The sequence below is a fragment of the Paracoccus spongiarum genome, assembly GCF_030732095.1.
Lineage (GTDB): Bacteria > Pseudomonadota > Alphaproteobacteria > Rhodobacterales > Rhodobacteraceae > Paracoccus > Paracoccus spongiarum.
This window is the reverse complement of sequence record NZ_JAVAMQ010000016.1, coordinates 19,923-46,241: the sequence shown is the minus strand read 5'-3', so window position 1 is coordinate 46,241 and position 26,319 is coordinate 19,923. Positions and strand designations below refer to the sequence as shown.

The 26,319-nt window shown below is 59.6% G+C and carries 24 protein-coding genes and 3 pseudogenes; 21 read left to right on the top strand and 6 right to left on the bottom strand.

Features of this window, described 5'->3' with window-relative positions:
• Positions 1–36: 36 nt before the first annotated feature.
• Together Q5Y72_RS15190 and Q5Y72_RS15185 are read left to right on the top strand one after the other, a co-directional pair.
• Complete coding sequence (locus tag Q5Y72_RS15190; protein ID WP_305964268.1) at positions 37–711, top strand: YcbK family protein; 675 nt, start codon at positions 37–39, stop codon at positions 709–711.
• The gene (locus Q5Y72_RS15185) at positions 711–962 is read left to right on the top strand and encodes a hypothetical protein (RefSeq protein ID WP_305964267.1); all 252 of its coding nucleotides are present in this window, start codon (positions 711–713) and stop codon (positions 960–962) included. Before Q5Y72_RS15190 ends, Q5Y72_RS15185 begins: the two co-directional genes overlap by 1 nt.
• Before the next feature lie 169 nt (positions 963–1,131).
• Here Q5Y72_RS15185 and Q5Y72_RS15175 read toward each other — a convergent pair whose 3' ends face one another.
• Entirely contained in the window at positions 1,132–2,094 is a 963-nt protein-coding gene (locus Q5Y72_RS15175; RefSeq protein WP_305964265.1) for an SOS response-associated peptidase, read from the bottom strand.
• A 256-nt stretch (positions 2,095–2,350) separates the two neighbouring features.
• Between Q5Y72_RS15175 and Q5Y72_RS15170 the strand changes: the two genes are divergently transcribed.
• The 4 genes from Q5Y72_RS15170 (at position 2,351) to Q5Y72_RS15160 (ending at position 8,719) form a co-directional block, all read left to right on the top strand.
• Entirely contained in the window at positions 2,351–3,244 is an 894-nt protein-coding gene (locus tag Q5Y72_RS15170; protein ID WP_305964264.1) for an ABC-three component system protein, read from the top strand.
• Complete coding sequence (locus tag Q5Y72_RS19945; RefSeq protein WP_371930842.1) at positions 3,228–3,467, top strand: ABC-three component system middle component 8; 240 nt, start codon at positions 3,228–3,230, stop codon at positions 3,465–3,467. The genes Q5Y72_RS15170 and Q5Y72_RS19945 overlap by 17 nt, the downstream gene beginning before the upstream one ends.
• Entirely contained in the window at positions 3,464–5,248 is a 1,785-nt protein-coding gene (locus Q5Y72_RS15165; RefSeq protein ID WP_305964263.1) for a DUF2326 domain-containing protein, read from the top strand. The genes Q5Y72_RS19945 and Q5Y72_RS15165 overlap by 4 nt, the downstream gene beginning before the upstream one ends.
• Positions 5,249–5,662: 414 nt before the next feature.
• Positions 5,663–8,719 carry a type ISP restriction/modification enzyme gene (locus tag Q5Y72_RS15160; RefSeq protein WP_305964262.1) on the top strand — a complete coding sequence of 1,019 codons (3,057 nt, stop codon included), beginning with the start codon at positions 5,663–5,665 and terminating at the stop codon, positions 8,717–8,719.
• Between the two features lie 616 nt (positions 8,720–9,335).
• Here the strand turns inward: Q5Y72_RS15160 and Q5Y72_RS15155 are convergent.
• Positions 9,336–10,247: a reverse transcriptase family protein gene (locus Q5Y72_RS15155; RefSeq protein ID WP_305964261.1), complete on the bottom strand. Its 912-nt coding sequence runs from the start codon at positions 10,245–10,247 to the stop codon at positions 9,336–9,338.
• A complete protein-coding gene (locus Q5Y72_RS15150) occupies positions 10,244–10,552 on the bottom strand; it encodes a helix-turn-helix domain-containing protein (RefSeq protein ID WP_305964260.1) in 309 nt (102 codons plus the stop codon). The genes Q5Y72_RS15155 and Q5Y72_RS15150 overlap by 4 nt, the downstream gene beginning before the upstream one ends.
• 871 nt (positions 10,553–11,423) lie before the next feature.
• On the opposite strand from Q5Y72_RS15150, the gene Q5Y72_RS15145 reads away from it, so the two are divergent.
• Entirely contained in the window at positions 11,424–12,023 is a 600-nt protein-coding gene (locus Q5Y72_RS15145) for a hypothetical protein (RefSeq protein WP_305964259.1), read from the top strand.
• A gap of 24 nt (positions 12,024–12,047) precedes the next feature.
• Here Q5Y72_RS15145 and Q5Y72_RS15140 read toward each other — a convergent pair whose 3' ends face one another.
• Together Q5Y72_RS15140 and Q5Y72_RS15135 are read right to left on the bottom strand one after the other, a co-directional pair.
• Entirely contained in the window at positions 12,048–13,313 is a 1,266-nt protein-coding gene (locus Q5Y72_RS15140; RefSeq protein ID WP_305964258.1) for a tyrosine-type recombinase/integrase, read from the bottom strand.
• A gap of 222 nt (positions 13,314–13,535) precedes the next feature.
• The gene (locus Q5Y72_RS15135; protein WP_305964257.1) at positions 13,536–13,730 is read right to left on the bottom strand and encodes a hypothetical protein; all 195 of its coding nucleotides are present in this window, start codon (positions 13,728–13,730) and stop codon (positions 13,536–13,538) included.
• 197 nt (positions 13,731–13,927) lie between these two features.
• Between Q5Y72_RS15135 and Q5Y72_RS15130 the strand changes: the two genes are divergently transcribed.
• From Q5Y72_RS15130 to Q5Y72_RS15065, 14 genes and pseudogenes are all read left to right on the top strand, one after another.
• Positions 13,928–14,134 (top strand): helix-turn-helix transcriptional regulator, encoded by a 207-nt coding sequence (locus tag Q5Y72_RS15130; protein WP_305964256.1) that lies wholly within the window; start codon positions 13,928–13,930, stop codon positions 14,132–14,134.
• Positions 14,134–14,391: a hypothetical protein gene (locus tag Q5Y72_RS15125; RefSeq protein WP_305964255.1), complete on the top strand. Its 258-nt coding sequence runs from the start codon at positions 14,134–14,136 to the stop codon at positions 14,389–14,391. The genes Q5Y72_RS15130 and Q5Y72_RS15125 overlap by 1 nt, the downstream gene beginning before the upstream one ends.
• A complete protein-coding gene (locus tag Q5Y72_RS15120; protein ID WP_305964254.1) occupies positions 14,388–14,783 on the top strand; it encodes a VRR-NUC domain-containing protein in 396 nt (131 codons plus the stop codon). The genes Q5Y72_RS15125 and Q5Y72_RS15120 overlap by 4 nt, the downstream gene beginning before the upstream one ends.
• The gene (locus tag Q5Y72_RS15115; RefSeq protein WP_305964253.1) at positions 14,780–15,745 is read left to right on the top strand and encodes a helix-turn-helix domain-containing protein; all 966 of its coding nucleotides are present in this window, start codon (positions 14,780–14,782) and stop codon (positions 15,743–15,745) included. The genes Q5Y72_RS15120 and Q5Y72_RS15115 overlap by 4 nt, the downstream gene beginning before the upstream one ends.
• A 5-nt stretch (positions 15,746–15,750) precedes the next feature.
• Positions 15,751–16,233, top strand: a pseudogene (locus Q5Y72_RS19940) (DNA cytosine methyltransferase); the annotation flags it as partial.
• A gap of 28 nt (positions 16,234–16,261) precedes the next feature.
• Positions 16,262–17,038, top strand: a complete 777-nt coding sequence (locus tag Q5Y72_RS15105) for a DNA methyltransferase (RefSeq protein ID WP_305964251.1) — start codon at positions 16,262–16,264, stop codon at positions 17,036–17,038.
• Positions 17,035–17,694: a hypothetical protein gene (locus tag Q5Y72_RS15100; RefSeq protein WP_305964250.1), complete on the top strand. Its 660-nt coding sequence runs from the start codon at positions 17,035–17,037 to the stop codon at positions 17,692–17,694. The genes Q5Y72_RS15105 and Q5Y72_RS15100 overlap by 4 nt, the downstream gene beginning before the upstream one ends.
• Positions 17,695–17,752: 58 nt before the next feature.
• Entirely contained in the window at positions 17,753–18,166 is a 414-nt protein-coding gene (locus Q5Y72_RS15095) for an antitoxin Xre/MbcA/ParS toxin-binding domain-containing protein (RefSeq protein WP_305964249.1), read from the top strand.
• A complete protein-coding gene (locus tag Q5Y72_RS15090) occupies positions 18,163–18,852 on the top strand; it encodes an RES family NAD+ phosphorylase (RefSeq protein ID WP_371930841.1) in 690 nt (229 codons plus the stop codon). Before Q5Y72_RS15095 ends, Q5Y72_RS15090 begins: the two co-directional genes overlap by 4 nt.
• A 49-nt stretch (positions 18,853–18,901) precedes the next feature.
• Complete coding sequence (locus Q5Y72_RS15085) at positions 18,902–19,555, top strand: N-6 DNA methylase (protein WP_305964248.1); 654 nt, start codon at positions 18,902–18,904, stop codon at positions 19,553–19,555.
• A complete protein-coding gene (locus tag Q5Y72_RS15080) occupies positions 19,552–21,111 on the top strand; it encodes an Eco57I restriction-modification methylase domain-containing protein (RefSeq protein WP_305964247.1) in 1,560 nt (519 codons plus the stop codon). The genes Q5Y72_RS15085 and Q5Y72_RS15080 overlap by 4 nt, the downstream gene beginning before the upstream one ends.
• A gap of 383 nt (positions 21,112–21,494) precedes the next feature.
• Complete coding sequence (locus Q5Y72_RS15075; protein ID WP_305964246.1) at positions 21,495–24,035, top strand: DEAD/DEAH box helicase family protein; 2,541 nt, start codon at positions 21,495–21,497, stop codon at positions 24,033–24,035.
• Between the two features lie 300 nt (positions 24,036–24,335).
• Positions 24,336–24,908 (top strand): annotated as a pseudogene (locus Q5Y72_RS15070) (ParB/Srx family N-terminal domain-containing protein); the annotation flags it as partial.
• A 65-nt stretch (positions 24,909–24,973) separates the two neighbouring features.
• Positions 24,974–25,174 (top strand): annotated as a pseudogene (locus Q5Y72_RS15065) (IS110 family transposase); the annotation flags it as partial.
• A 30-nt stretch (positions 25,175–25,204) separates the two neighbouring features.
• Here Q5Y72_RS15065 and Q5Y72_RS15060 read toward each other — a convergent pair.
• Entirely contained in the window at positions 25,205–26,290 is a 1,086-nt protein-coding gene (locus tag Q5Y72_RS15060) for an extracellular catalytic domain type 1 short-chain-length polyhydroxyalkanoate depolymerase (RefSeq protein ID WP_305964245.1), read from the bottom strand.
• Positions 26,291–26,319 lie beyond the last annotated feature (29 nt).

The following is a 26,319-nucleotide window of genomic DNA, read 5'->3' as shown; positions in this document are numbered from 1 at the left end:
CTCCCGGCGGGCCTTTTCTTTATCCGGAGGATCCTCATGACCACCCGTTTCTACCGCCATTGGCGCGACGTGCCGCAAGACAGCTGGCGCTGGCCCAATTTCTCGCCCGCCGAGATCGCCTGTCGCGGCACTGGCGCGATCCTGATCCACGAGGAGGCCCTCGACCGGCTGCAGGCCCTGCGCACGCGCCTCGGCAAGCCGCTGATCGTAAACTCCGCCTATCGCAGTCCGGAACATAACCGACGCGTCGGCGGGGCCAAACGTTCCAAGCACCTCGAAGGCACCGCATTCGACATCTCCATGGCCAATCACGATCCGGTGGTGTTCGAGAAGGCAGCCCGGGCCGAGGGCTTTCTGGGTTTCGGCACCTATCCCCGATCCGGCTTAATGCATATCGATCTCGGCCCTGCGCGGCACTGGGGTGAACCCTTTCCAGCGCGCGCCATCCCCTTCGCCGAGGACCAGCCTCCCGCGCGAGAACATCTGACCGACAGCCGCACGATGAAAGGCAGTGGGGCGGCAGGACTGGCGACCGTTGGCGCGGCGGGGATCGAGTTCGCGCAGGACACACTGAGCGATGCGCAATCGGCGATGCAGCCGCTGATCCCTTATCTCGACACCCTGCGCTGGGCCTTCATCGCCCTGGCGCTGGCCGGCATCGGGCTGACCGTCTGGGCCAGGCTCGACGACTGGAACCGGGGGCGGCGGTGATGGGCACCCTCGTTGCGCTGCTGGCGTCGCGCTGGGCGCGGCGTCTGGTCATCGGGATCGCGCTGATCGGCGCGGTCCTTCTTTTCCTCCTCAACCTGCGGCGGGCCGGTGAGACCGCCGGTCGCCATGCCGGACGCCTGAAACAGCTGGAGCGACAGAATGAAATTCAACGACGCATGCTGGAGGCTGCCAGCAACCGCCCTCGCCATCGCGACGATCTCGCTGACCGCCTGCGCGACGGAAGATTCTGATCCAGGCGGCGCGGCCTGCCCGCCGGTCGTCGCTTACGATCAAGCGGTGCGGGAGCGGGCGGCTGCAGAGCTGGAGGCCCTGCCGGAGAATGCCGTGCTGGTCGGGATGATGGCGGATTATGCCGTCATGCGGGCACAGGCGCGGGTCTGTGCGGGCTGATCGCCGATGTCAGGACGCCTCGGCCGGGGCATCCACCAGCGCCAATGCGCCATCCGGCAGAGGGCGTTGCAGCTTGCTGGCGATTTCGATCGGTGCCGAAAGCCAGCTCTCCCAATCTCGGGGATCGGTCAGAATAACGGGCATGGCTTTCGGATGCACCGATTTCACCTCGGCATTGGGCGCGCAGGTCAGGAAGGCATAGAGATCGTCCGTCGTCTCTCCATCCTTCACCTTGCGGACCGAAGTCCAGCCCCGGACCTCTATCCCGGCAAAGAACATAGGCGTCTCTGCTTCGGCTGGGGCAAACCACTGATTGCCGCCCTTGATCGGTTCGGCAAAGGCCGTTACTGGCACCAGGCAGCGATGCGCGGGGCCGAGCCAGCGCCGCCAATGCGGCGAGGTCAGGTTGCGGACATTGGTAACGCCCGGATCCCGCTGGGTCTTCAGAACCGAGGGCGGCGATGGCATCCCCCACCGCGCCTTCACCAATTCCAGCGAATTGCCATCATGGCGGATGATCGGTGCCAGCTGATCGGGATAAACCTTGCCCGGCGCGACATTGCCCGCGCGGTCGGTCATGGTCAGACCCTTGAAAAGCTGGCGCATCGCCTCCTGTGTGGTGGTCTGATTATAAAGGTTGCACACGGTATCGTGGTCCTCGGAACGGCCAAAGGGCAGGTAGGGTGAACTGTAGCCCGGCAGAGATGTTCCGTCAGCCAGTTCCAGATCCGGAAAGGCGGTCAGGCAGGCGCTGGCCGCATCCGGTTCACGGAAATAGAGCGCGATCCGGTCCCGCGTGCCACCGCGCCCGCCACCATGCCAGGCATAGTTGCCACGGCCGATCCGCGTCGCCAGCCACTCATGCAGCGCGTCGGACCGACGACCGAAGCCCATCTCCGGCACACAGATCAGCACCCGGACCGGGAAGGCCGAATCGTCGATCTTGGCTTGAGGTGTGCTGCGGCGTGCCATGAGCAAGAACAAATGAAGAACGCATGGCTCGCTGACAAGTATGTATAGCGCCAACTACGAGTTAGAGCGAAACGGTCGTTCGCGAAGTATGCAACACTTCCCCTTGGCGGAAACTAGATGTTGTTGCATCGGACCAGAACCTGCATCATCTTGAGGTGCACGGCAGCAAACCCTCTGAGGCATAAACACTTTGTTACCCTATTTTGATCTCAGCGATACCCAGTTTGAGCAACTCGTCGTGGCAATTGGACAACGCATGTTCGGTGCTGGCCTGATCGGCTTCACAAAGGGCAAAGATGGTGGCAGAGATGCAAAATTCCACGGTACAGCGGACTGTTATCCCTCCCAAAACGCTCCTTGGGTTGGATGCACTATTGTCCAAGCGAAACATACCAACGCGATTAATGCATCGTTCAGCGATAATGATTTCTGCAACTTCGAAAAACGCACCGGTATTCTCTTCGATGAGCTTCCGCGCATCATAGCCCTAGTGGAGGCTGGTGAAGCTCAGAACTATCTAGTGATCTCAAACCGCAGGCTTTCGGGCATTGTACAGCCAAAACTTGTTGACTTAGTCTCAAGCGAGACTGGCCTAGATAGGGCTTCTGTCGCTGTGCTTGGCTCGCAGCAACTCGATGACTTGCTGGAGCTCTTTCCGGAAGCAAAGTCGTCTGTCTCCATCAACCCGCTCCAGATGCCTTTGATCGTCCGTCCTGACGACCTTGCTGAAGTCATCGAAGGCATCAGGGAGGCCACTCAGTTGGTATCGGAGGACGAAGATCGGAGCGTTCCCACCCCCCGGACACCACTGAAGGAAAAAAATCAGATCAACAACATGACGGAAGAGTTCGGGGCGACGCTCAGAAGGCTTTACTTCAAAGAGATGGCCATCGTACGACAGTTCCTGTACGACCCCATCAACGAGCGGTTCAAAGCATCCTACCAAGAGGCGGTGGAAGAGTTCCAACTGAAGATCGTGGCAAAGCGCGGCGCTTTTGACACCTTCGATGATGTGTTCAACTACCTCTTCGATCTCTTGGTGGGTAGGTCTGGAATTCTCCGTTCGAACCGCCGGCTCACAAGGGTCGTGCTCTACTACATGTACTGGAACTGCGATATCGGGATGGACAAAGATGATCAGGCCGTCTAAACATGCGCACCCAGATTTGACGGTCGTGAGCGTTTCCGTTGTCATCTTAGGACGCCTAAAAAGCAAACGAACAGAGACATATTCTGATCTCCTCCACTTGGTTGAAAAGCGCACCAAGAATGCCAAAGCACTATTCTTGCCTGCGATAAATATGCTGTTCTTGCTTGGGCTAATCAATTACCTGCCAAAGGCGGATCGCTTTGAACTTGCAACAAAGCCATGAAACTTCGCCGACTGTATAGCAACCTTAATCATTATTTCACACCCATCGTTTTTAACGAGGGCCTTAATATAATTTTGGCCGAAGTCAGGCTTCCTGAAAACAAAGCAAAGAGCTCCCACAACCTTGGGAAGTCTACACTCGCACGCGTCATCGATTTTTGTCTGCTCGGAAGCGTCGGTAAAGATCATTTTCTTCGAAAACGAGCCGAGCTTTTCGACGAGTTCGTCTTTTTTATCGAGCTGGAGCTAAATGACGGCACATTTTTGACTATCCGGCGTGCTGCCGCTAATTCCTCAAAAGTAAGCTTCCTTCAATCGGAAGCAACGCAACCAGATGCGACAAGCCTTGCACCAGACAAGTGGTCACACTTCGAGTTGGCATTCGATCGCGCCAAGGCGTTGCTCGATGGATATCTTGATCTTCGAGATGTTGATCCGTGGGCATTTCGTAATGTTATTGGGTATTTCCTGCGCACGCAGGCTGACTATGATAATGTATTCAAGCTCCAGCGACATGCGGGAAGCGATAAGGATTGGAAGCCGGTCCTCGCTCGGTTGCTCGGTCTTGATGCGGAGATTTTTTCCAATCGCTATGATCTGCGGTCTGACATCGACACTAAAGCGGCTATCTTGGCACAAGCCGAACGTGATGCCGACAGTAGTGAAGCTGATCCTGAAAAAATCGACGCCCTCATCCAGCTCCGAGAAGTCGAAGTGGAACGGATGCAGGAAGAGTTGGACGAGTTTGATTTTGAGGGCTTCGACAAAGCGAAGACAGCGTCTATTGTTGATCAAATCGACGTTCAGATCGCCGATCTGAATCAAAGCCGATACGCTCTATCTCACACAATCTCTGAGCTAGAGCGCAGCCTGCAGGCGGACGAGATTATCTTTGATCCCAAAAAGGCAAAGGCGCTCTTCGAAGAAGCACGTGTTGTTTTCCCTGACCAACTAAAGGCTGATTTTGAGCAGTTGATCGCTTTTAATCGAGCCATTACGGACGAACGCGCGGAGTACATACGGGAAGAACTTTCTACTTCGAAAACCCAGCTAGAAGCGACAGAGAATAAGCTCGAGGAACTCAATATACGGCGAAAAAAGGCTCTTGCCTTTCTGAGAAGCGACGATGTTTTCGAGAAATATCGGACACTGTCGGCCGAGGTTGCGCGGACAGCTGCAGAAATCGACATCTTGCGTCGGCAGCACAACGCGTTCCTTAATATTCAAGATAAAAGACGCGAGCTCCGCGAGGCAAAAGCTCGCTATGCAGAACTACAAGGAGCCGCCGAAGCCGCACTTCGCACCGCCAGTGCAGATCGGACCAGCCTTCTTTCGACAGTCCGCGAATATTTTAGCAGCATTATCAGGGACGTCCTCGGCCGAGACGCAATCCTTTCGGTAACACTTAACGGGGAGGGTAATCTCGATTTCCGAACAGACTTTGTCGACGGCAATGAAATGTCTACCAACGAAGCGGACGGTACCTCCTACAAAAAGCTCCTTTGCGTCGCCTTCGATCTTGCAATGGTGCGTGCTCACCTTGGCGGAGCCTTTCCAAGGTTTATCTTTCATGATGGTGTCTTCGAGCTTCTGGATCCGAGGCCAAAGCAAAACTTGCTGAATGTTATTCGAAAACATGCGGATCTTGGTATTCAATCAATTATCACCGTTATGGATTTCGATTTACCCGGCGCCGCAGAGGGGTTAGACGCCAATGACATTGTTTTGCGACTTCACGATGATGGACCAGACGGAAGGCTGTTCCACTTCGACAGTTGGTAGTTCAGCCCAGTGGGCTCTAGCAGTTCTGTCCGGTGTCTCGCCAATCAGGCCCACGCATCATCTCGGCGCCGTGGTTGACACTGTTGCCAAATGGCTGAATCGCCCTGACTGACCAGCCACACGGATAGTAGAGGTAGGGAGGGAAACAGTGATTCTTTGCGGGCGCGCCAGAATCAGCCTGACGGGCGAATAGCAGTACGTCTCTGCAAGCGCACGCACACGACTAGGGGCACCAGCTGATAGGCCATCGCGCCAATTCTGAATTGACAATTGTGATCGTCACTAGACCGCGCGATTGAAAAATCGGATGGTAGAGAAAGCGCAACCCATTCAGGTGATTGGTGTCCCGCGTGAAACAAACAGAGCCGCAAGCGAGATTGGTCCGCCTCACGACCCTCTCCTCGGCCCCCAAAAGTGAGCGTCGAGCAGACTTTGACCATCGCCCGTGTCCGCGACTACCACGCCCGCATTGACCGTCTTCGTACCTCGTCCGGCTCAACACTCGAGTCCGTGCTACGATCAGCATTCCAGCGCCTCCTACAAGACTGGGCCGAAGCTCAAGACCTTATTTTTGCTCCGGAACTACCGCTTGGCACCGGTGCTGCAGCGTCCCGGGTCCCCGACGGCACAATCCTCCACGAGATTCGCATCAAGCACGGATATTGGGAGGCAAAGGACACCGATGACGATCTTGATGAGGAGATCGCGAAGAAACGCGCCGTCGGTTACCCAATCACAAATACCATCTTCGAGGATACAGAAACCGCTGTTCTTTTCCAGGACGGACGCGAGGCAATGCGCTGTAGAATGGCTAATGCCGAAGATCTCGCGCGCCTTTTAGCTGCGTTTTTCGACTGGCAGCCGGCGGTGATTGGCGAATGGCGCAAGGCCGTAGAGCAGTTCCGCGCTGAGTTGCCCACGATTCTCGATCACTTGCGGCGGCGGATTGACTCGGCATACAAGGACAATGCTGAATTCGGCGCCAAGGCCGGGGCCTTTCTTGAGCACGTACGTGAGACAGTGAACCCGAATGTTGCCGAGCCAGACGTGCGAGAGATGCTCATTCAGCACATCCTAACCGAAAACATCTTCGCCCAAGTCTTCGATGACGGAGAATTCCACCGCACCAACAACATCGCCCGAGAGCTTTACGCGTTGGAAAACTTGTTCCTGCGCGGCGCGACCAAGCGGCAGATGCTCAAGGGGCTTGAGCCCTACTACAATTCCATCGAGATGGCTGCTTCGCAAATCACCGACCACGGAGAGAAGCAGACCTTCCTAAAGGTGATCTACGAGGGGTTCTACCGCTCCTACAACCCGAAAGCGGCCGATCGGCTGGGGGTGGTATATACACCGAACGAGATCGTCCGCTTCATGGTGCGCGGTGCTGACTGGCTATGCGAGAGGCACTTCGGCAAACGCCTCGCTGACACGGGCGTTGAGATTCTCGACCCAGCAACGGGTACGGGCACCTTCGTTTGTGAGTTGATCGAGCACATGCGCGGCGAGCCACGCGCCGTCCTAGAACGCAAGTACCGCGAAGAACTTCACGCCAACGAGGTGGCGATCCTACCCTACTACGTCGCCAACCTTAACATAGAGGCGACATATGCCGGTATCACCGGACAGATCGCAGAGTATCCCAACCTTTGCTTTGTGGACACGCTCGACAACGTGGAGGGGCTGGGTATCCGGCGCGGCCAGCAGATGTCATTCCTGGGCGAGTTCACCGACGAGAACACTGAGCGGGTGAAGTCGCAGAACCGCCGTAAAATCAGCGTAGTGATCGGCAACCCGCCCTACAATGCCAACCAGCAGAACGAGAACGATAACAACAAGAACCGACAATACCCGCGGATCGACGAGCGGATAAGGGCCACCTTTGTGAAGTTGAGCACGGCACAGAAGACTAAGGTCTACGATATGTACTCGCGCTTCTACCGCTGGGCTTTCGACCGGATCGCGGACGAGGGCGTGGTGGCCTTCGTTACCAACCGCTCCTTCGTCGACGCGCGTACCTTCGACGGTTTCCGCAACTATGTCGGTCAGGAGTTCGGGGACATCTGGATTGTGGACCTCGGCGCCGACGTGAGGGCGAACCCGAAGCTGTCAGGCACAATGCACAACGTCTTCGGCATTCAGACCGGCGTGTGCATTGCCTTCTTCGTCAAGGGCGGGGCAGGCGAGGGTATTCGCTACGTCCGCCGCCCTGAGGACGAGCGCGCCGACGACAAGCTAGCATGGCTGGCCGAGGCGCAACTGGAAACAATCGGGGCAAAGCGGATCAAGCCGTCTCTGCGCAGCAACTGGCTTGATCAGGTGGAGAACGAATGGGACGATCTGCTGCCTGTGGCGGATAAGAAAACCAAGGCCGCCAAAATAAAGGGGCAAGAGCGGGCGGTGTTTAAGCTATTCTCGTTGGGAGTTAGCACTAACCGAGACGCCTGGGTTTACGACGTCAGCAAGGATGCCCTCGCGTCAAAGATGTCATTCTTTGTTTCAAAGTATCGGCAGTCGCGCGGAGAAATCGATCCCGCAATTAAGAAGTCTCGAAATCTTACCCGGCGTTTCGAGGCGAACTTACATGAGCCGTTTGACCCGAGCCGGATCGCGTCATCTTTATATCGGCCTTACTCACCGCGGTTCTTCTATAGGTCGGACCTATATATCGATGAAAGCGGTTCGCTTGACGCAATCGAAATCGGCGACCAGCGTACAGAGGTCATCTGCTTTACAAGTGGTGGACGACTGGACTTCGCTGCCTTCGCAACGGTCGGCTTGCCAAATCTAACCGTTCTCTCATTGGACGCAAATCAATGCCTCCCCCGCTACCGCTACACGCCCACCGGCGAGCGTATCGACAACATTACCGATTGGGCCGTCAACAAGTTCGCTGCCCACTATCGCTCCCCTAAGAGGAACGGCATCACAAAAGACGCTATCTTCGCATACGTTTACGCCTGCCTCCACGACCCCGTCTGGCGCGAGACTTACGCCATCAACCTGCGCCATGAGTTCCCCCGTATACCCTTTCACACTGACTTTGCTTGGTGGGCCAAGCGGGGAAGGTGCTTACTCGATCTCCATGTCGGCTACGAGGAGGCCGATCCATGGCCTATCGACCGCCACGATAGAGACGCCGATCCCGGCAAGCCAAAGCTCAGATCTCACCCCGCGAAAGGCTGCATCGAGATTGACTCCGCCACCACCCTCACCGGCCTGCCGCCGCAGGCGTGGGACTACCGTCTCGGCAACCGAGCGGGGCTCGACTGGGTCCTCGATCAGCACAAGGAGAAGACGGTTCGCGACAAGACCGTCGAGGGGTGGCTGAAAGACAATCCCGACGCTCGCTACCGCTTTGCCGATCACAAGGAGCGGGTGATCTATCTTCTAGCTCGGGTTGCTACGGTGTCTGTGAAGACAATGAAGATCGTCGATGACTTACGAGAGGCGTCATCTGTCAAGGCGTAGGGTAGTGTCACGACTCGCAGGCCAAGAGGGACTCGGCCCGAGATTCAATCAACTCTACGCACCGTGAGCTCCGGTCATTCTTAGAAGCCACCGGCCTCTTCAAACGTTGATGTGGCGTTGATGTAAAGTGGGGATGGGGATGTCCGACTGTTTATGTCGCCATCCAAGAATTTGATTTTTGGTGATTTTTTGGTTGCGGGGGCAGGATTTGAACCTGCGACCTTCAGGTTATGAGCCCATAGCCCCGAAATTTTAATAAGTTAGCAATATCAATAGGTTACGGCGCAAGCCTTTGATTTGACCGAATTTCCTTCCCGGCACCAAGCAGCATTGGCACGGATTCATGCGCAAAACAGACGCGAACCCCGCAGTCGCAGGTTGATGTGGCGTTGATGTAGACCGATGTCCCTTTCGCTCAATCATCATCACGCGTCGCCAAAGTGGTCATCACCGCCAATATTCCAAAACCCCAAGCTCGGCCGACATCCTGCCCAAATCGCACTCGCGGCTTGGACTGTCCCCAAGCCGTTCCCGGCGGTCATCCTCCCAGTCTACCAAGGCCAAACGGCTGGTTATGTCGTTGCGTTTAGCCATAACCAGCCGACTTCACGCCGCTCTAAATACCGATCTTTCGTTGGATACTATCGCGCTGGGTAGCCATTGCCTCAGCGCGGACTCGCCAACCTGCGTCGATCTGGCTGGCTTCAAATAGTCGGCCGGTGAGCCGCCTTGCCACCGCGAGCTTCTCGCGGCCGAGCGGCAAGTCATCGAACAACTTCTGGTCCTCGGCAATACGAACCTGGCGCCGGTTAGGCAGCCGAAGCCCACCGCTGGTGACGGCAACCCCAGTAATGATCCGCGGCTGTCCGGGGCGAAAGAGCTTGGTCTTGTGCCCATGAAGGTGCCGTTTGCCGATGGCCTTTCTTGCTTCAAACAACAGGAGCCGCGTCGCCCCTTCGCCCGTAAACACAATATCATCGACGTAAACAGTAATCTTGCAGCCGAATGCTTCGGCCAGAGCCGCGAGCTCATTAAACAGATCTTCGTATGCGAAGTACGAGACGATTGGGCTGGCGCTGCTCCCTGTCGGCAGATGACCGTCCACGGTTAGCAGCTTGGCGAGCATTCCGGCAACATCACCGTCACAAGCCATCCGGTCGAGGAAGAAATGATAGACGGCCTGTGCCCGCGCTGAAGGATAAAACCTCCGGACGTCGATCTTGACGCACCCGTCGTCGACCGAATGTGCCGCAGCATTGGAGATGTAGGATCGCCCCTTCTTGGCCGAGTGCAAGTAGGATGGCGTGTGGATTCTAGCCAAGAGATTCGCAATCCTGCGATGCACCTTTGCGAGTCTCGGCCGAGGTTCTTGGATTGCACGACCAGACTTCTTGTCGATCCAGCGCTTGTAGGGGTCGGCATCGGCCAATAGCGCGGCCAGTTCCTCGCGAGAAATCAGCAGGCGATCCGCCAACATCTGCGGGCTCGTAATCTTGTACAGGATTGACTGGTTCCGGTCGAGGCTCACCTTCCTGCCCCACGATACTCGGAAATTGTCGCAGCCCAATCCAGCATCTTCAGGGCTTTGTCAGCAACGTATACCCGAATGGCATCGGCCTTTCCTGCACCCTCCACTCGCTCCGCGAAGAGCATCAACGACGACATCGGAATGTCGAAAGCAGTAGAATACTTTTCGAGAACCGCCAGCGAGACGTTCTTTTCACCGCTTTCGATTTCCGAAACATATGATTTTGAAAGCCCGACGCGCTCGGACACGTCAGCCTGCGACAGGTCGTGGTAGACCCGGACCAGGCGAAGAGCTTCGTTCAGCATTGTTTTCCCATCCTCAGCAGTTGAACACCTAGGAGCCGTCTCAGAATAACAGTCGCGCCAGATACACGATGGCTTTCACCATCCAGAACGCGACCATCAGGGTCCGACGTTTCCGAAGAACGCGCCGAATCCAGCGACGGATCCACTGCCCGGTGCTCAGGGGCTTCACAGGTTTATTTCCCATGTCGCAACCTCCTGGGCTTCCTCGCCGGGACCATCCCGACGAGTGTGCCGCCTTCCCAAGAGGCAATCAGGGCAGAGGCTATCTCCTAGGTATCCCCGTGCCGCAACGCGAGCTGCGGACTTAAGTCGTCGGGTCGTCGTCGTGGATCGCATCGCGCGGATGCGGTCGCCACGCCCCGAAGTGGGTAGAGGCCGAAGCCCCCTCGATCGGCGAACCGATCAGCCTATGGCAGCTATCTCTCACCTGAGCATTGATCGCAAAATAGATGGTCCAGTTCGCCAAATCAAGAGCTTTGTTCGCCACCAGCGAATTAGATATGTGAAACTCGCCAAAAAAACACACAATATAGTAGGCAAACCGTCGTTGGGCGCCTGCAGCTTCGTGTCAATTCAGGTTGAACGCCACCTCCGAACGACGTCGCGACAGCATCCACATGTTTGCAAGGTAACGCATGTTCTTGTCTTGTTCCCGCCGACCGAACGATGCAAAACCACGCGCAAGAGGAGAATCAAGCTCAACCGCAAGCATAGCAGCCTCATCGGAATATAGCTCAGGGACAGGAGATCGGGCGCAAGGAAGCGCCCTGCCCTTATTGCCGCCAATTCCACTTCCCCCGCACCTTCGGGCGCGGGATGCACCGGGTTTGAGCGACGGCAATCCTCTGCAGAAACGGAAGAGGATAAGACCATGGCCCTGCCGCCGCGCACGCATTACACCCTGCATGAAGTCACCGCCCGCTGGGGCTGCAATATCGCCGATATCGCGGGATGGGCGGACGCAGGCCGGTTTCGGATCGTGACGGGAATCGCCATGGTCCGCTGTGGGCAGGATGCCGTGGCAGGCAAGGTGGTCCTTTCACCGATGGAGTTGCTGCCGCTGTTCCGCCGCTGCGGTACCGGTCCGACGGAAGGTGTCATGCGCCGCATCCAGCCCATCGACCGGGAGGACTGGCTGCCGATCACCGATCCGGTGGGCGGCGTGCCGGTGGCGATCGCCGATATGCTGATCCTGGCAGACGAAGTTCATGCCTTCGAAGACGAGAATGACATGGTGCGCCGGGTCGCAACCGGGCCCGGCGCAGCGACGCCCTATGACTGGGAGGGGATGAATGTCGCGTTGATCCTGCGCATCCATGACGATGGCTTGCCCGCGACGCAGGCGGAGTTGATCGCCGAGATGCAGGACTGGTTTGCCAATCAGACCGATGGCGAGCGGATTCCCGACGGCCGCAGCATCCGGAGGCGGATCACGCCGGTGTGGAAAGCGCTGCGGCGCGAGGAAGCGTGATGGCGATGGTCGGCGATGGGCCGGTCAGGCAGAGCGGTAATCCGAGCCATTCCCGGCATCATGCACCAGCCGCGGCTTTGGACGGAAGGCGCTGGCCACGGCATCGACCCCGGCGCGGAGCGGCGAATCCATCAGATGGGCATAGCGCAGCGTCGTCTGCATCTGGCTGTGCCCGAGCAATTTGCCGATCATTTCCAGCGAGGCGCCGCCGCTGACCAGAAGCGAGGCGAAGGTATGGCGCAGGTCATGGATGCGGACATCTTCGAGCCCGCAGTTCTTCTGCACCCGCGCCCAGAAGCGGCGCACCTCCTGCACCGGCTGGCCCGGTGTGTCGCCCGGAAAGAGCCACGGCACGCCCTTCGGCACCAGCATCAGCCGATGCCGCACGACGGCAGCGGTCTCGTCGGAAATCGGCACCCGATGGGCGCGGCGCTGTTTCGTCATGGCAGGCGGTTTCGACCAACTCATCTGTTCGAGATTGAACTGTTCGAAGCGGGCCTGCCGCACCTCCCCAAGCCGGGCGCCGGTCAGCATGCAGAGCCGGATGATATCAGCCGCGCGCCGATCCTGGGCGGCATCCAGCGCCGCAGCCAGTTTGGCGATTTCCTCCTTGGACAGGAACCGCTCGCGCGGAGTTTCCGTTCGGCGATGAAAGCGTTGGGCAGGATTGTCCTCGCACCAGCCCCATTGCACCGCCAGCGTAAACATCTTTCGAATGATCTCGCCAACCCGGTTGGCGCGGACCGGTGTGGGTTTCGGCCCCTGCAACTTGCGCGCCCGGTTGTTGGGTTTTGCCTTGTGCGGCCTTGCCCGGCCCTCGGCGATCTGCGTCAACAGCCTGTCCACATCGCTCTGGGTGATGTCCGACACCAGCTTGCGTCCCCAACGAGGTGCCACCAGTTTCGCCATGACCGAGCGCTGGTCGGCCTGACTGCGTTCCGAGAGTTTCGGCAGATGCTCGGCGCAATAGCGTTTGATCAGATCGTCGACGCGCGGCGCCTCGCGCTTCTCCTCGCGCAGGGCCAAGGGATCCGCCCCGGCATCGATTTCCCGGCGCAGTTCCCGGGCGCGTTCCCGCGCCGCCGAGACCGACCAGTCGGGCCAACGCCCGAAAGTCATCCGGCGCTGTCGCCCGGCATGGCGGTAATCCAGCGTGAAGGCGCGCCCGCCACCGCGATAGATGCAGACCGCGAATCCGCGCATCTCACTGTCGAAGATCTGATAATCCCGACCCGGCACGGGCTCGGCCTCGCGCAGGATCTTTTCGGTCAGCTTGATGCGTTCGGGCATGGTTTTCGGTCCTTCTGGCATCCGACATGAGGCGTGGTTGCGCGGCTCTATCAAGCGAAGCATGGGAACGTGGGTGGCAGCGAGGCGGAGAGTGGCATAAACGTCGCCATCCTCGCGCCACCCCCTGTTTTGCTGGGGTTTTCGGCGCTGGGTAGCGTTCTGCGGCCCCATGACCGGGTGCCACGTCCCTGCCTGATCTCAGCCACATCACCGGAATCGCCATCAAGAACGGGCATCTTTGCCAGTCTCGCAGAGACGAATTTGTAAATCCCGAATGATATCAATGGGTGGCGCGGTGTCGTGCCGGATGCCACCCCCTCTTTGCCCGTCAATGCCGGTCAATGCAGGCCAATACTGCTGTTCGCAGGCGTTTGCCGCTTTGCCGTCAATCCAGCGCTGATCGGCAGCGGTGGCCATCCTGCCCCGCTCTGCCCGGCAAAACCCCTCAAACCCAGCAAAACATGGGGTGGCACGAAGACGGCAATCTTTGTGCCACCCTCCGCCTCGCCGCCACCCCTCGGCATCTGCGCTCAATCGCCTCCACAACAATGATGGAGACCCCGATGCCGCATCTCGGATCGATGCCGGAACCGACCGCAAAACCCCGAACCCTGATGAGCGGCTGGATTAGCCGACTGGACCTCGCCACCGAACTGGGCCTCTCGGTCGACACGCTGCGCCGCTGGGAGGCCCAGCGCATGGGACCACCCTGCGTCCGTGCGGGCCGAAAGGTCTATTACCGCCGCGCCGCCGTCGAGGACTGGCTGGAAGAGCAGGAACAGGCTGCACCACGCCGCCGCCGCGCCGGAGGCCGTCGCTGATGACCGATCTGATCCATACGCCCGACTGGCCCGCCGACCGTGTCGCCGAGGCCCGCGCCGTCATTGCCGATGCCGCCCATCACAGCGACCGCCTCGTTACCATCGCCTGCGAGGTGCTGGCCCGCCACGGCGCGACCGAAGCGGAGCGCGAAGAGGCTCGACTGCTGCGCCTGATCGTCGATGCCCGACAGCCGGTTCGCGGCCGACGGAATGACGGTGATCACGATGATCACCGTAACCGCGAGGTGCAGCCATGAAGCGCCGCGGCACCCCCGAAGCCGATCTGCAGCGTGCGGTGGTCCGCAGCCTGCGCCAGATCCTGCCCCGCACCGCCATTATCCATCATTGCGCCAATGAGGTGACCGAGCCCGGACCGCGCGGCGCGAAGCGGCAGGCGATCCTCGTCGGCATGGGCGTTCATGCCGGTTTCGCCGATCTGATGGTCCTCTGCGACGGTCGCCTGCTGTTTCTGGAGCTGAAAGCCTCGAAAGGCCGGTTGCGCCCGTCACAGGAAGCCTTCCGCGACGCGGTGATGGCGCAAGGTTTCGGCTGGGCGCTGGTCCGGTCTCTCGACGATGCGCTGACCGCTCTGGCCGATCACGGGTTTGCCACCCGCATTGCCACCTCCGCCCGGAGGGCCGCACCATGAGCCATGCCGCCACCAACTGGGCCATCCAGCAGCGCGGGCTGAAGCCTGCCACAAAGATCGTGCTCTGGCATCTCTGCGATCGCCACAATCCCGATTTCGGCTGCTTTCCGACACAGGTGCGGCTGGCCGAGGATGCCGAGATGTCGGTCTCGGCGCTGAACGAACATCTCATCAAACTGGAAGAACGACGCCTGATCTACCGGGTCCGCACGCATGATCCCCGCACCCACAAGCGTCAGGCCACCCGCTACATCCTGGGCTTTGAGCCGGGCTTTCCGCAAGACCCGTCTCCGGAAACCGGAGATGGCGATGAGGGGCCAGAAGACGAACCGGGCGGCGATCCAACTCCGGATTCCGGACATGGGCCCATCTCCGGATTTTCGGCAAAGCCATCTCCGGATTTTGCCGAAAGCCATCTCCGGAATCCGGAGACTAACCCTGTAAGGGAACCTTTAAGGAAACCAGTAAAGGAGGAGGAGGACGCGCGAGCGCGCGAGGATCGATTTGAAGAATTTTTCGACGAGCTGCTCGATGCGCTGGGCCTGGACGCCGACGCCGCCCTGTCCGCCTGGTGGCAGGGCTGGCCAGCCCGTGAACATGTCCGCCGCTGGATCACCGATCTCGGGCTGACCGAGGACCGGATCGTCGCGGTCGCCCGGGACAGCCGGAACACCCATCCCGAGCCGCCGGACGGGCCGAGAGCGCTGGACCGGCTGATGGAACGGGCGGCACGCACGGCCAAAGCACCGGCTCCCTCCGATGGCGATCACCGCCGCAAGCCCAAATCCAAATCTGCCGACGCCCCACGGGCCAGCCTCGACGAAATCGCCAGTTTCTACGCCGGGATGGTGAATGGCGAGGGCTACCTGCCCTCCAACGCCATCTCCAACGCCGTGCGCAATGCCATGCTTGAGAGAGGTCTGGTCACCGCCCAGCGCCTGCGTGAACGAGGGGTGCTGTGAATGCCATGGTGTCACGTCCCCGGCACGGACTGTCCCTCTGCGCAGGCGGCGGAGGTCTGGATCTGGGCCTCATGCTCGCCGAACCCGGATATCATACCCGCGCCTTCGTTGAATGGGAGGACTGGCCCCGATCCGTCCTCATCGCCGCCCAGCGCGCGGGGTATTTCGCCCCGGCCCCGATCTGGGACGACCTGCGGTCTTTCGATGCCCGCCCCTTCCGTAACGCCTTCGACACTCTGCTGGCCGGATATCCCTGCCAGCCCTTCAGCGCCGCCGGAAAGCGTGGCGGCGCGGACGATCCCCGCCACCTCTGGCCCGAGGTCGCCCGTGTCATCGCCGAATGCCGCCCCGAATGGGTCTTTCTCGAAAACGTCGCCGGTCACGTCACCCTCGGCCTCGAAACCGTGCTCCGAGAGCTTTGGGAACTGGGTTACACGCCTGCGGCGGGTCTGTTCAGCGCGGCAGAAGTCGGTGCGCCGCACCAGCGGCTGCGGATATTCATCCTGGCCCACACCGATGAGCCTGCATCCCGGCACCGGAACCTACAACCCGGCGGGGAACAGCGATTTCACCCGCAAGGCGGAAGCGCTGGCGCTGGGCATTGCCAGCTGGTCGACGCCGAAGGCCAGCGATGGGGCGAAGGGCGGACCGGGTCAGAGCTATGGCGCGGGCGGCACGCCGCCCCTGCCCGCGCAGGCGGCGCAATGGTGGACGACACCGCAGGCGCACGATGTCAGCCCTCGGGGGGCGGGTCAGATTCCGGGGCCGAAGGCAGGCAACCGTTGCCTGGCGCGAGATGCGCAAAACTGGGCGCCTCCGGAGACGCAATGGCCGACCCCGGCCGCGCAGAACTGGAAGGGCAGTTCGGAGGCCAGCATCACCCGGGCGGATGGCAAGAGCCGGATGGATATCCTGCATTACCGGGCGGAACAGGGCTTTACCCGCCCGGCCCCGGCGATCATGCCGCATGGGCTGCCATCCTCGCCGCACGCCCCGATCTCGCGCCGGCTCTGGGCTTCGATGATTGCCTCGCATGGGCGCGCTGTCTCGCGGCGGATCCTGAAGGGCCGGGCGCGACGGCGGTTGAACCCGCTCTTCGTCGGATGGCTGATGGGCTGGCCCATCGGACACGCGCTTTGCGCCTGCTCGGCAACGGAGTTCATCCGCTGGCAGCAGCACATGCGTGGCGCGCTCTCGCAACTGCCCATGGCCTCGGGCCAATGGATCTGGCGACCGGCGGATCAGGACCAGCGCCCGGAGCAGATGTCCCTGTTTGAAGGAATGCAGCCATGAGCATTCAGGGGCGGATCGGCCGCGCGGGTGGCGGACGGGCAAAACGCGCGCTGGGCGTGCAGGCGGCGCTGGAATGGGCGTTCCGGGTCGAAAAGGCGCAGCTGGAACTGCCCGTGCCGGACGAGAAAACCGGCGAAAGCTACGGCTACGGGCTGGAACATGTCCTGCTGCAACGCGCCGCGCTGGGCTGCAGGATCGATGGCGGCCAGTATAAGATCGGCAGCTACACCCACGAGGATGCCGAGGTGATCGCTGCCTGCGTGGCTGGCATGCCCGACAGTCTCGGCGGCAGGCGCATGGCGATCCGCGTCGCGGAACTGGCCCGCGCCGGGCTGACACCCGATTGGATGCCCGGCGCCGTGCCGCGTTGCGTGCCGGTCGAGGTGAAGCGCAACCAGCATGGGGAACGTGCAGCGACCGCGGTCGTCGGCACGGCGCGGGTACTGTCCCGCGGCAAATGGCGCAGCGTCGATATCCTGGCCTGCCCCGTCACCTTCACGCCCCATCCCCGGCAGATCGAAGCCGCCCACCGCGCCTATGACGACTGGTGGCAGGCGCTGAGCTGGATCCGCGACGGGCTGATCGCGGGTGGGATGCTGCGGGAGATCGAGGTGACGGAGGCGATGCCAAGGGTGAAGCCGTGGACACGCATGTAGATATTCATCATTGCCTTTTGGCACACAATCCATATATTGATGCCAAAGGAGAGCGGTCATGCAGTTCACGACAGTCCAGCCGATCATCGCACGCCCTGACCTTCCCGTCATTACCGACGATGAAGCAGCGGCTCTGGCGCGCGCCACCGTTAACCTTTTCCGCGCGTGGGGGCTGACGGATATCGAGGCGCGCGTACTTCTGGGTGACATGGCTCAGCGTACATGGGCGCGCTGGAAGGCTGGCGATGTCGGACGCATCGACCGCGATCTGCGCGCCCGGATGGCCATCCTGATCGGGATACACAAGGCATTGCGCTATCTGTTCGCTGAGCCCGGTCGCGGTTACGCGTGGATCCGAAAGCCCAGTGAGACATTCGGCGGGCGCAGCGCGCTCGATATCATGATGCGAGGCGAGATCACCGACCTGATGGACCTGCGCAGCTATCTTGATGCGGAACGGGGTGCCTGGTGACGGTGCCTGTTCGACGTGTGAACTGGCCACGTACCATCCGCATCATCCGCTCCATCTATCCGCCCATCGACCTGTTTGAAGACATTTCAGATCCCGCAGACTGGGAGGCGCTGGCTTCTGCCGAGGCCAAGTTCAATCCAAGAATCCGCGACAGCATCGGCGATCTGTCCAAAGTACCCGTGGCGCGACGCGTGACAGGAACTGGCGCAAGCTGGGTCATGGCACCCTTCGTTCACTGTTCTCCCTTAAGACCCGGGCGGTTCTCGGACGGTAGTTTCGGGCTCTACTATGCAGGCGACAGCACTGAGGTCGCAATTGCCGAAACCATATATCACCATGCCCGATTCATGCGCTCCACAAACGAGGCGCCGGGCTGGACCTCCCAGTTCCGGGAGTTGATCGGCTCGATCGATGCCGATCTGGACGACGCCGCAGGCCAGTCGGACCTATTGCACCCCGACGACTACCAGCCCTCGCAAATATTCGGTGCAGAACGCCGCATGGCGGGATCAAACGGAATCGTCTGGCCCAGTATCCGCTATCCGGGCGGTCAGTGCATTGCCATCTTCTGGCCTGACGTGATCTCTATTCCAACCCAGGGCGCGCATTTTTCTTATCACTGGAATGGCGCGGAGGTGGATTTCGTGAAGCGACTCGACACGGGAGAGGTCATGAGGGTGAAATGACGGTCGCTGCCGGATTTACCCCACCCTTCCAATCTGTCATGAATTTCGCATGAGCCTGATAAAGTCAAAGAAACGCGTCGCAGATCATGGGGAAGTCTTCACGCCCCCATGGCTCGTCGATGCCATGCTCGATCTCGTCAAGGACGAGGCCGACCGGATCGATTCTCGATTTCTCGAACCCGCCTGCGGCAGCGGCAACTTTCTGGTTCGGGTGCTGCAACGCAAACTGGCCGCTGTGGAAATCAAGTTCGGCAAGTCTGATTTCGAGAAGCGGCACTATTCTCTCTACGCGCTCATGTGCACCTATGGGATCGAGCTTCTGCCCGACAACATCGCTGAATGCCGGGCGAACATGATCGGTGTGATGGCCGAATATCTGAACATCGACGAAAACGACGATATGTATCGCGCCGCATCATACGTTCTGGCGCAGAACCTTGTTCATGGCGATGCGCTGACAATGCGGACGCAGGACGATCAACCGATTGCTTTTGCCGAATGGGGCTATCTGGGCAAAGGCAAGTTCCAGCGCCGCGATTTCCGTTTGGATGTTCTGACCGGTTCCTCCGCCTTCAGCGCAGAGGGGACGCTGTTCTCGCACCTGGGCAAGCATGAAATCTTCATCCCGATCCGCACTTGGCCCGCGATGACCCTGCGCGATCTGGCCATCGCTCATGACGGCACCCCGCAGGAGGCCGCATGAACGATCAGGTCGGATTTTCCTTTCGGGGCCGCAATCCCGATGTGCTGACCTGCATCGCCAACCTGTCGAACGACGAGGTATTCACTCCGCCCGAGTTCGCCAACCGCATGCTGGACACGCTGACCGAGGCTTGGGCCGCCGACCATGGCGGCGCCGATCTCTGGGCCGACAGCACGGTCAGGTTCCTCGATCCCTGCACCAAGTCGGGCGTCTTTCTGCGCGAGATCACGCGCCGTCTGATCGACGGGCTGGCGGGCGAAATCCCCGACCTGCAGGCGCGCGTCGATCACATCCTGACCAGACAGGTCTTCGGCATCGGCATCACGCAACTGACCAGCCTGCTGGCGCGGCGGAGCCTCTACTGCTCGAAGCATGCCAACGGCGCGCATTCCATCGCGTGCAGTTTCACGACCGACGCAGGCAATGTCTGGTTTGAACGGACTGAGCACGTGTGGGTAAATGGGAAATGTCGCTACTGCGGAGCAAGCAACAAAACCATGGATCGGGGCGCCGACCGTGAATCGCACGCCTATACGTTCATTCATACCGACAACATTAAGTCTCGTATTAGCGAGATATTCGGAGGACACATGCAGTTCGATGTGATTATCGGCAATCCACCTTACCAGTTGTCCGATGGAGGGCACGGCGTCAGCGCTTCGCCGATCTATCAAGAATTTGTTGAGCAGGCCAAGACACTAGAACCGAGATATCTTTCGATGATTATCCCCTCGCGCTGGTTTGGGGGCGGAAAGGGTTTAGGTGATTTCAGAGCCACAATGCTGGCCGATAGTCGACTCCGAAAGTTGGTTGATTTTGAGAATGCAAAAGACGCATTCCCGGGTGTAGACCTTGCGGGCGGTGTCTGCTATTTTCTTTGGAACCGCGACGAACGCGGTCTGTGCGAAGTCACAAACATAGTAGGTAGTTCGTCTGAAAGTACGACGGAACGACGGTTAGATGAATTTTCGACTTTCGTTCGTCACAGCGGCGCCGTTCCAATTATTCGGAAAGTTCTGCAAGAGAACGAACCAACGATGAGCCTGCAGGTCTCCAGCAGGAAACCGTTTGGACTTGCTACCAATGCGCGCCCAGAGGAGACTGGAGACTTGGTGTTGCGCTGGGAAAAGGGCGAAGGACCATTTCCACGGAACAAAATTACCGTTGGATCGGAGATCATCGACAAATGGAAAGTGATTACTTCCTATGTCGCCTACGACCATGCTGGGAACCCGGGAAAAGACGGAAAGCGGAAAGTCTTTTCCAAGATTGAGGTTTTGCCACCGGGCGAAATCTGCACCGAGACTTATCTCGTAATCGGAGCATACGGATCCAGAGCCGAAGCGGAAAATCTCATTATGTATATGAGATCAAAGTTTTTTAGATTTCTTGTCGCGCAGTTCATGTATTCCCATCATCTTACGAAATCGGCGTATAATTTTGTCCCAATTCTCGACATGACGACTTTGTGGACTGATGAAGCACTCGCCCAACGGTATCAACTGACATTGGAGGAACGAGAATTTATCGGCTCCAAGATACGATCTATAGATTAATTTTCGGAAGGTTCCACGGCAATGCCGACATCAATAGACGTTCTCCTCGAGGCAGAAGTCGCGCCCCGCTCACAGTCGAGATTTGAAAAGCGCTACCACGCGGCAACAGGTGTCAGCGTGTCGCCCGGCTCACCCCCGCATTACCAAAACCAAGGTAACAAATGGGGTTCGGAGTTGCGCGTGTACTTTAACGATCCGGCCATGGCAGCTGCGTTATCTGCCGTCGGCCTGAATGTCGAGAAGGGGCGGCGCGGTTATAGATCAGGAAGTTATCGTTTCCGCGTCAACGATAACAGGTTTTGGTGGAAACTCGTAGAGACTTCCGGTCTCCGCTTGGGTCTAAACTGACGCCGAACGACCGGCAACGTCGGACTAGGAGTTCAATGAACAAACCGACCATCGACGAAATCCTCGCCGCCAAACCCGAAGCCCGCCCGCGCATCTACGCCTATGCGATTGCCGACGACGCGCATGCGGGCCTGCTCAAGATCGGCCAGACCACCCGCAGCGTCAAAGGCCGCGTGGCGGAGCAGTTGAAGACCGCCGCCATCAAGAACTACACCATCGAACTTGATGAACCGGCCGAGCGCGAGGACGGCACGTTCTTCACCGACCATCAGGTGCGCGCGGCGCTGGCCCGCAAGGGTCTGGCCAATCACGAACTTGAATGGATGCGCTGCACGGTGGCCGATGTGCTCACCGTGCTGACCGAATTGCGCACGGGCAAGAAGCTGGACGGAACCCGCGCCCAGACCCACCGGATGCGCGAGGAACAGGCCGAGGCGGTCCGGGTGACGCATGACTATTTCGTCTCGCGCTGGGCCGAAGACATGCATGCCGTGCCACGCTTTCTGTGGAACGCGAAGATGCGCTTCGGCAAGACCTTCGCCTCGTATCAGCTGGCGCGGAAGATGGGCGCCAAGCGGGTGCTGGTGGTAACGTTCAAGCCCGCCGTTGAAGACGCTTGGCAGTCCGACCTCGAAGGCCATGTGGATTTCGCTGGCTGGCAGTATCTGTCGGTCAAGACCGGCGGCGACCCTACCCAGATCGACCGCAAGAAGCCGGTGGTCTATTTCGGGTCGTTCCAGGACCTGCTCGGCCGCGACGCGCGCGGAAACATCAAGCCCAAGAACGAATGGCTTCATGCCGAAAACTGGGATCTGGTGATCTTCGACGAATACCATTTCGGGGCCTGGAGAGAGACCGCCAAGGAACTGTTCGCAGGCGAGGAAGAGGAAATCTCGCGCGAAGAGGAACGGCTGGACAACGCGAAGAAGCTTAAGGACCGGATCGCCGACCTTCAGCAACCGCTGGAGTCAGAGACCGAATTCCTGCCCATAACGACGAAAGCGTATCTCTACCTCTCGGGCACGCCGTTCAAGGCGCTGGCGACCGGCGAATTCATCGAAGAGCAGATCTTCAACTGGACCTACACCGACGAACAACGCGCCAAGGCGGCATGGGCGGCAAAGCACCCCGGCCAGTGGAACCCCTATGGATCTCTGCCGCAGATGCGGCTCTTGACCTATCAGATGCCCGACGAGTTGGTGGCGGTCGCAAGTTCGGGCGAGTTCGATGAGTTTGATCTGAACGAGTTCTTCTCGGCCACCGGCACGAACAGCGCCGCCCAGTTCACGCACAAGAGCGACGTCCAGAAATGGCTGGACATCATCCGGGGGCAATATGCGCCATCCACGGTAGAGAGCCTGAAGTCGGGAATGCGCCCGCCGTTCCCATATTCCGATGTGCGTCTGCTGCCCTATCTGCAGCATTCGTTCTGGTTCCTGCCGAACGTGGCCGCCTGCCACGCCATGGCCAACCTGCTGAACGAGAAGCACAACACCTTCTGGCACGATTACAAGGTTATCGTCGCAGCAGGCGCAACGGCGGGGATCGGCCTTGAGGCATTGCCACCCGTCCGCAACGCCATCGGCAGCGGTTTCGACAGCAAGACGATCACCCTGTCTTGTGGCAAGCTGACGACCGGTGTGACGGTGGCGCAATGGTCGTCGATCCTGATGCTGCGCAACCTGAAATCGCCCGAGACCTACTTTCAGGCGGCATTCCGGGTGCAATCGCCTTGGTCCATTAAGAATCCAAACGGCGACGATCCCAACGAGGAAGAAGTCCTCAAGCCGGTCTGCTTCGTCTTCGACTTCGCACCGACGCGCGCCCTGCGCCAGCTATCCGAATACGGGATCGGCTTATCCCCCAGCGAGCCGAACCCGGAGAATGCAGTGAAGGACCTCGTCTCGTTCCTGCCCGTCTTGGCCTACAACGGCGCGGTCATGGCGCAAATCGACGCCGGAAGCATTCTCGACATCGCAATGGCAGGCACATCGGCCACGCTCTTGGCGCGCAAATGGGAAAGCGCCCTGCTGGTGAACGTGGACAATGATACGCTGCGCCGGATCATGGACAACCCCGAAGCCATGGCCGCCGTCGAGCGGATCGAAGGCTGGCGTGCGTTGGGCGATAACATCATCGAAACGATCATCAACAAGAGCGAGAAGGTCAAAGCCCTCAAGAGCAAGGTCAAGGCCGGTGGGGCGACCGAAAAAGAGAAAAAGGAACTGACCGAGGAGGAGAAGGAATACAAGTCCAAGCGAAAGCTGGTTCAGGAAAAGCTGATCAAATTCGCGACGCGGATCCCCGCATTCATGTATCTGACCGATTTCCGTGAAAACACCTTGCAGGACGTGATCACAAAGCTGGAGCCTGACCTATTCTTGGCCGTCACAGGTCTGACGGTTAAGGATTTCCATCTGCTGGTGCGCCTCAAGGTCTTTAACACCGAGCAGATGAACCAGGCCGTGTTCGCCTTTCGGCGCTATGAGGATGCGTCGCTGCGCTACACCGGGATCGAAAGCCACCAAGATCTGACCCATTACGGGCTCTACGACACTGTGGTTGCCAAGGAATGAAGTAGGGAGGCCCTACCCCCTGCCTTGGTTCCTCCCCGGCGGCATCCGTATTCGGGGGGGCGCAGCGCGGAAGTTTGCCAGCGTCAGGCGATTTCACCGGGGAATCCACCCGGAATCCACTTGGCCAGCTTGAGACCATTTTCGTTCAATAATACAAGGCTTTAAGCGTCTCCGCAGGGTGGATTCCTGCTGGATTCCAAGGTGGATCCCGGGATCCACTTTGCGGAAGCCACCACGACCGGAAGCCAGGAGGAAGCCACCTTCTGGAAACCACCCAAAACCACAGGACCACCCTGCCCCATGGACCTCACCTTTGCGCCGCGCCAGATCGAGTTCTGGCCGATCGAGCGGCTGCGCCCCTATGCCCGAAATGCGAAGTTGCACGGGCCCGATCAGGTCGCCCGGATCGCCGCCAGCATGGCGCGTTTCGGCTGGACCGTGCCCTGCATGGTTGGTGACGATGGCGAGTTGATCGCGGGTCACGGCCGGGTGCTGGCGGCGACCGAACTGGGGCTTGCGGAAGTGCCGGTGATCCGGCTCGGCCATCTCGACGAGGCAGAGCGCCGGGCCTACCGGATCGCCGACAACAAGTTGACAGAACTCGGCGACTGGGACGAAAGCCTGCTGCGCGACGAGGTGGCCGGTCTGCTGGCCGACGATTTCGACCTCTCGCTGCTAGGCTTTGCCGAAGACGAGTTGGAGGCGCTGCTGCAGGATCCGGATCTCGGCGATGACGCCGTCGCCGAGGGTGAGGACGAGGTGCCCGAACCGCCGACCGATCCGGTCTCGGTGCCGGGCGATCTTTGGCGGCTGGGCGATCACCGGCTGATCTGCGGCGACAGCACCTCGGCGGATGTGGTCAGCAAACTGCTGGCAATAACCGGGTCTCAGGTCTCAACAGTGGTTTTGCGTGAACCACACCGCTGAGGAGACTGGCTATGACCGTCAAGCATTCTATCGTCGCGACCGTGCTGGTTGCCATCGACATTTCCAAGCATCGCCACGAAGTCCTGATCAGCATTCCGGGCAAGACCCGTCGGCGTCGTATGACCGTCATGAACACGCTGGAAGACTTCCAGCGCCTGTCTGCGACCCTTGCTGGTTACGACCTTCCGGTGCGGATCGGGTTAGCAACTGGTCCGAAATCTCGCGACCACCTCTGCCCTTCGTCACCTGCTGCTTTCGCCCTCAGCGATTTTCTCGAAGAAACGGATCATCTCTGCCGAGGCATCGGGACCGAAGGGGTCGGTGTATGAGCCCGCCGGATCGCCCCCGAACCAAGCATGACCGGCCTGCGCGACGCGCCACAGTTCCGAGCCATCGTGGGTGATGAAACGCGACCAGGTTCGGCCATTTCCGTTATGCTGGGTCTCAATACCTGAACCGGCGATCAAACGAACACCATTTACCGGCGAAACTGTCGTATCCGCCATTCCGTGGAACACGATCATCGGTATTGTCCCTTGCGGCGTCCGGGAAACGCTGTTCCCTTGCATTGCGGCAAAGGCTGAAATGACATCGCTGGCCGCACCTGCAGGAAGCCCGGAATGGACACCCGCGGCCGCAAATATGTCAGGATAGGCCTGCGCCATGATGGCCGCCATCGCGCCGCCCGCCGACAAGCCAGCCACGAAGGCCCGACCCTCTGGCAAATCAAACTCGGCCATGAGATCTCGGACGAGTTCTGCCAGAATCCCTGGCTCGCCTTGGTCGCGCGCCTGGTCCTCCGGTCGGAACCAGTTCCAGCAGGATTGGATATTGTGCGCGCGCGCCTGCTCTGGGTAGGCGACGATGTAGCCCGCGATTTCGGCCGCCTCATTCATGCGCGTGCCGCGAGCAAAGTCGTCGGGTGACTGTGTGCAGCCATGCAGCATCAGCACAATCCCGGCGAAACCCGCCGGACGGTCCGTGGGGGTATAGAGCGTATAGCGGCGTGACCCGGCTGGGCCCCCATGGTGGCGGCTTTCATAGTGGGCGCCCTCCGGCACTTCGATCTCTTTACCAGCGGGTCGCGAGGGCAATTGCAATCCCTGCATCAAGCCGCCGCCGGAACAGGGCTTGCAACCGTCACGCAGCAGGCTGGCGAATGGGTCTCCGGACCTCATTGCAACTGTGTCGCTCCTGTCCGGGGCGCTTGGCGCAGTACCAGTCTGACGCGCAAGAGCCTCTTGAATGATTGCCGTGGCACTGACTGGGTCATTGGCACACGTCTTCCCGAGCGCCCGGCGCATGGCCGTCGCGAAATCGTCGTTCATTGATACTATCCTTCTTAAGAGGCGGACGG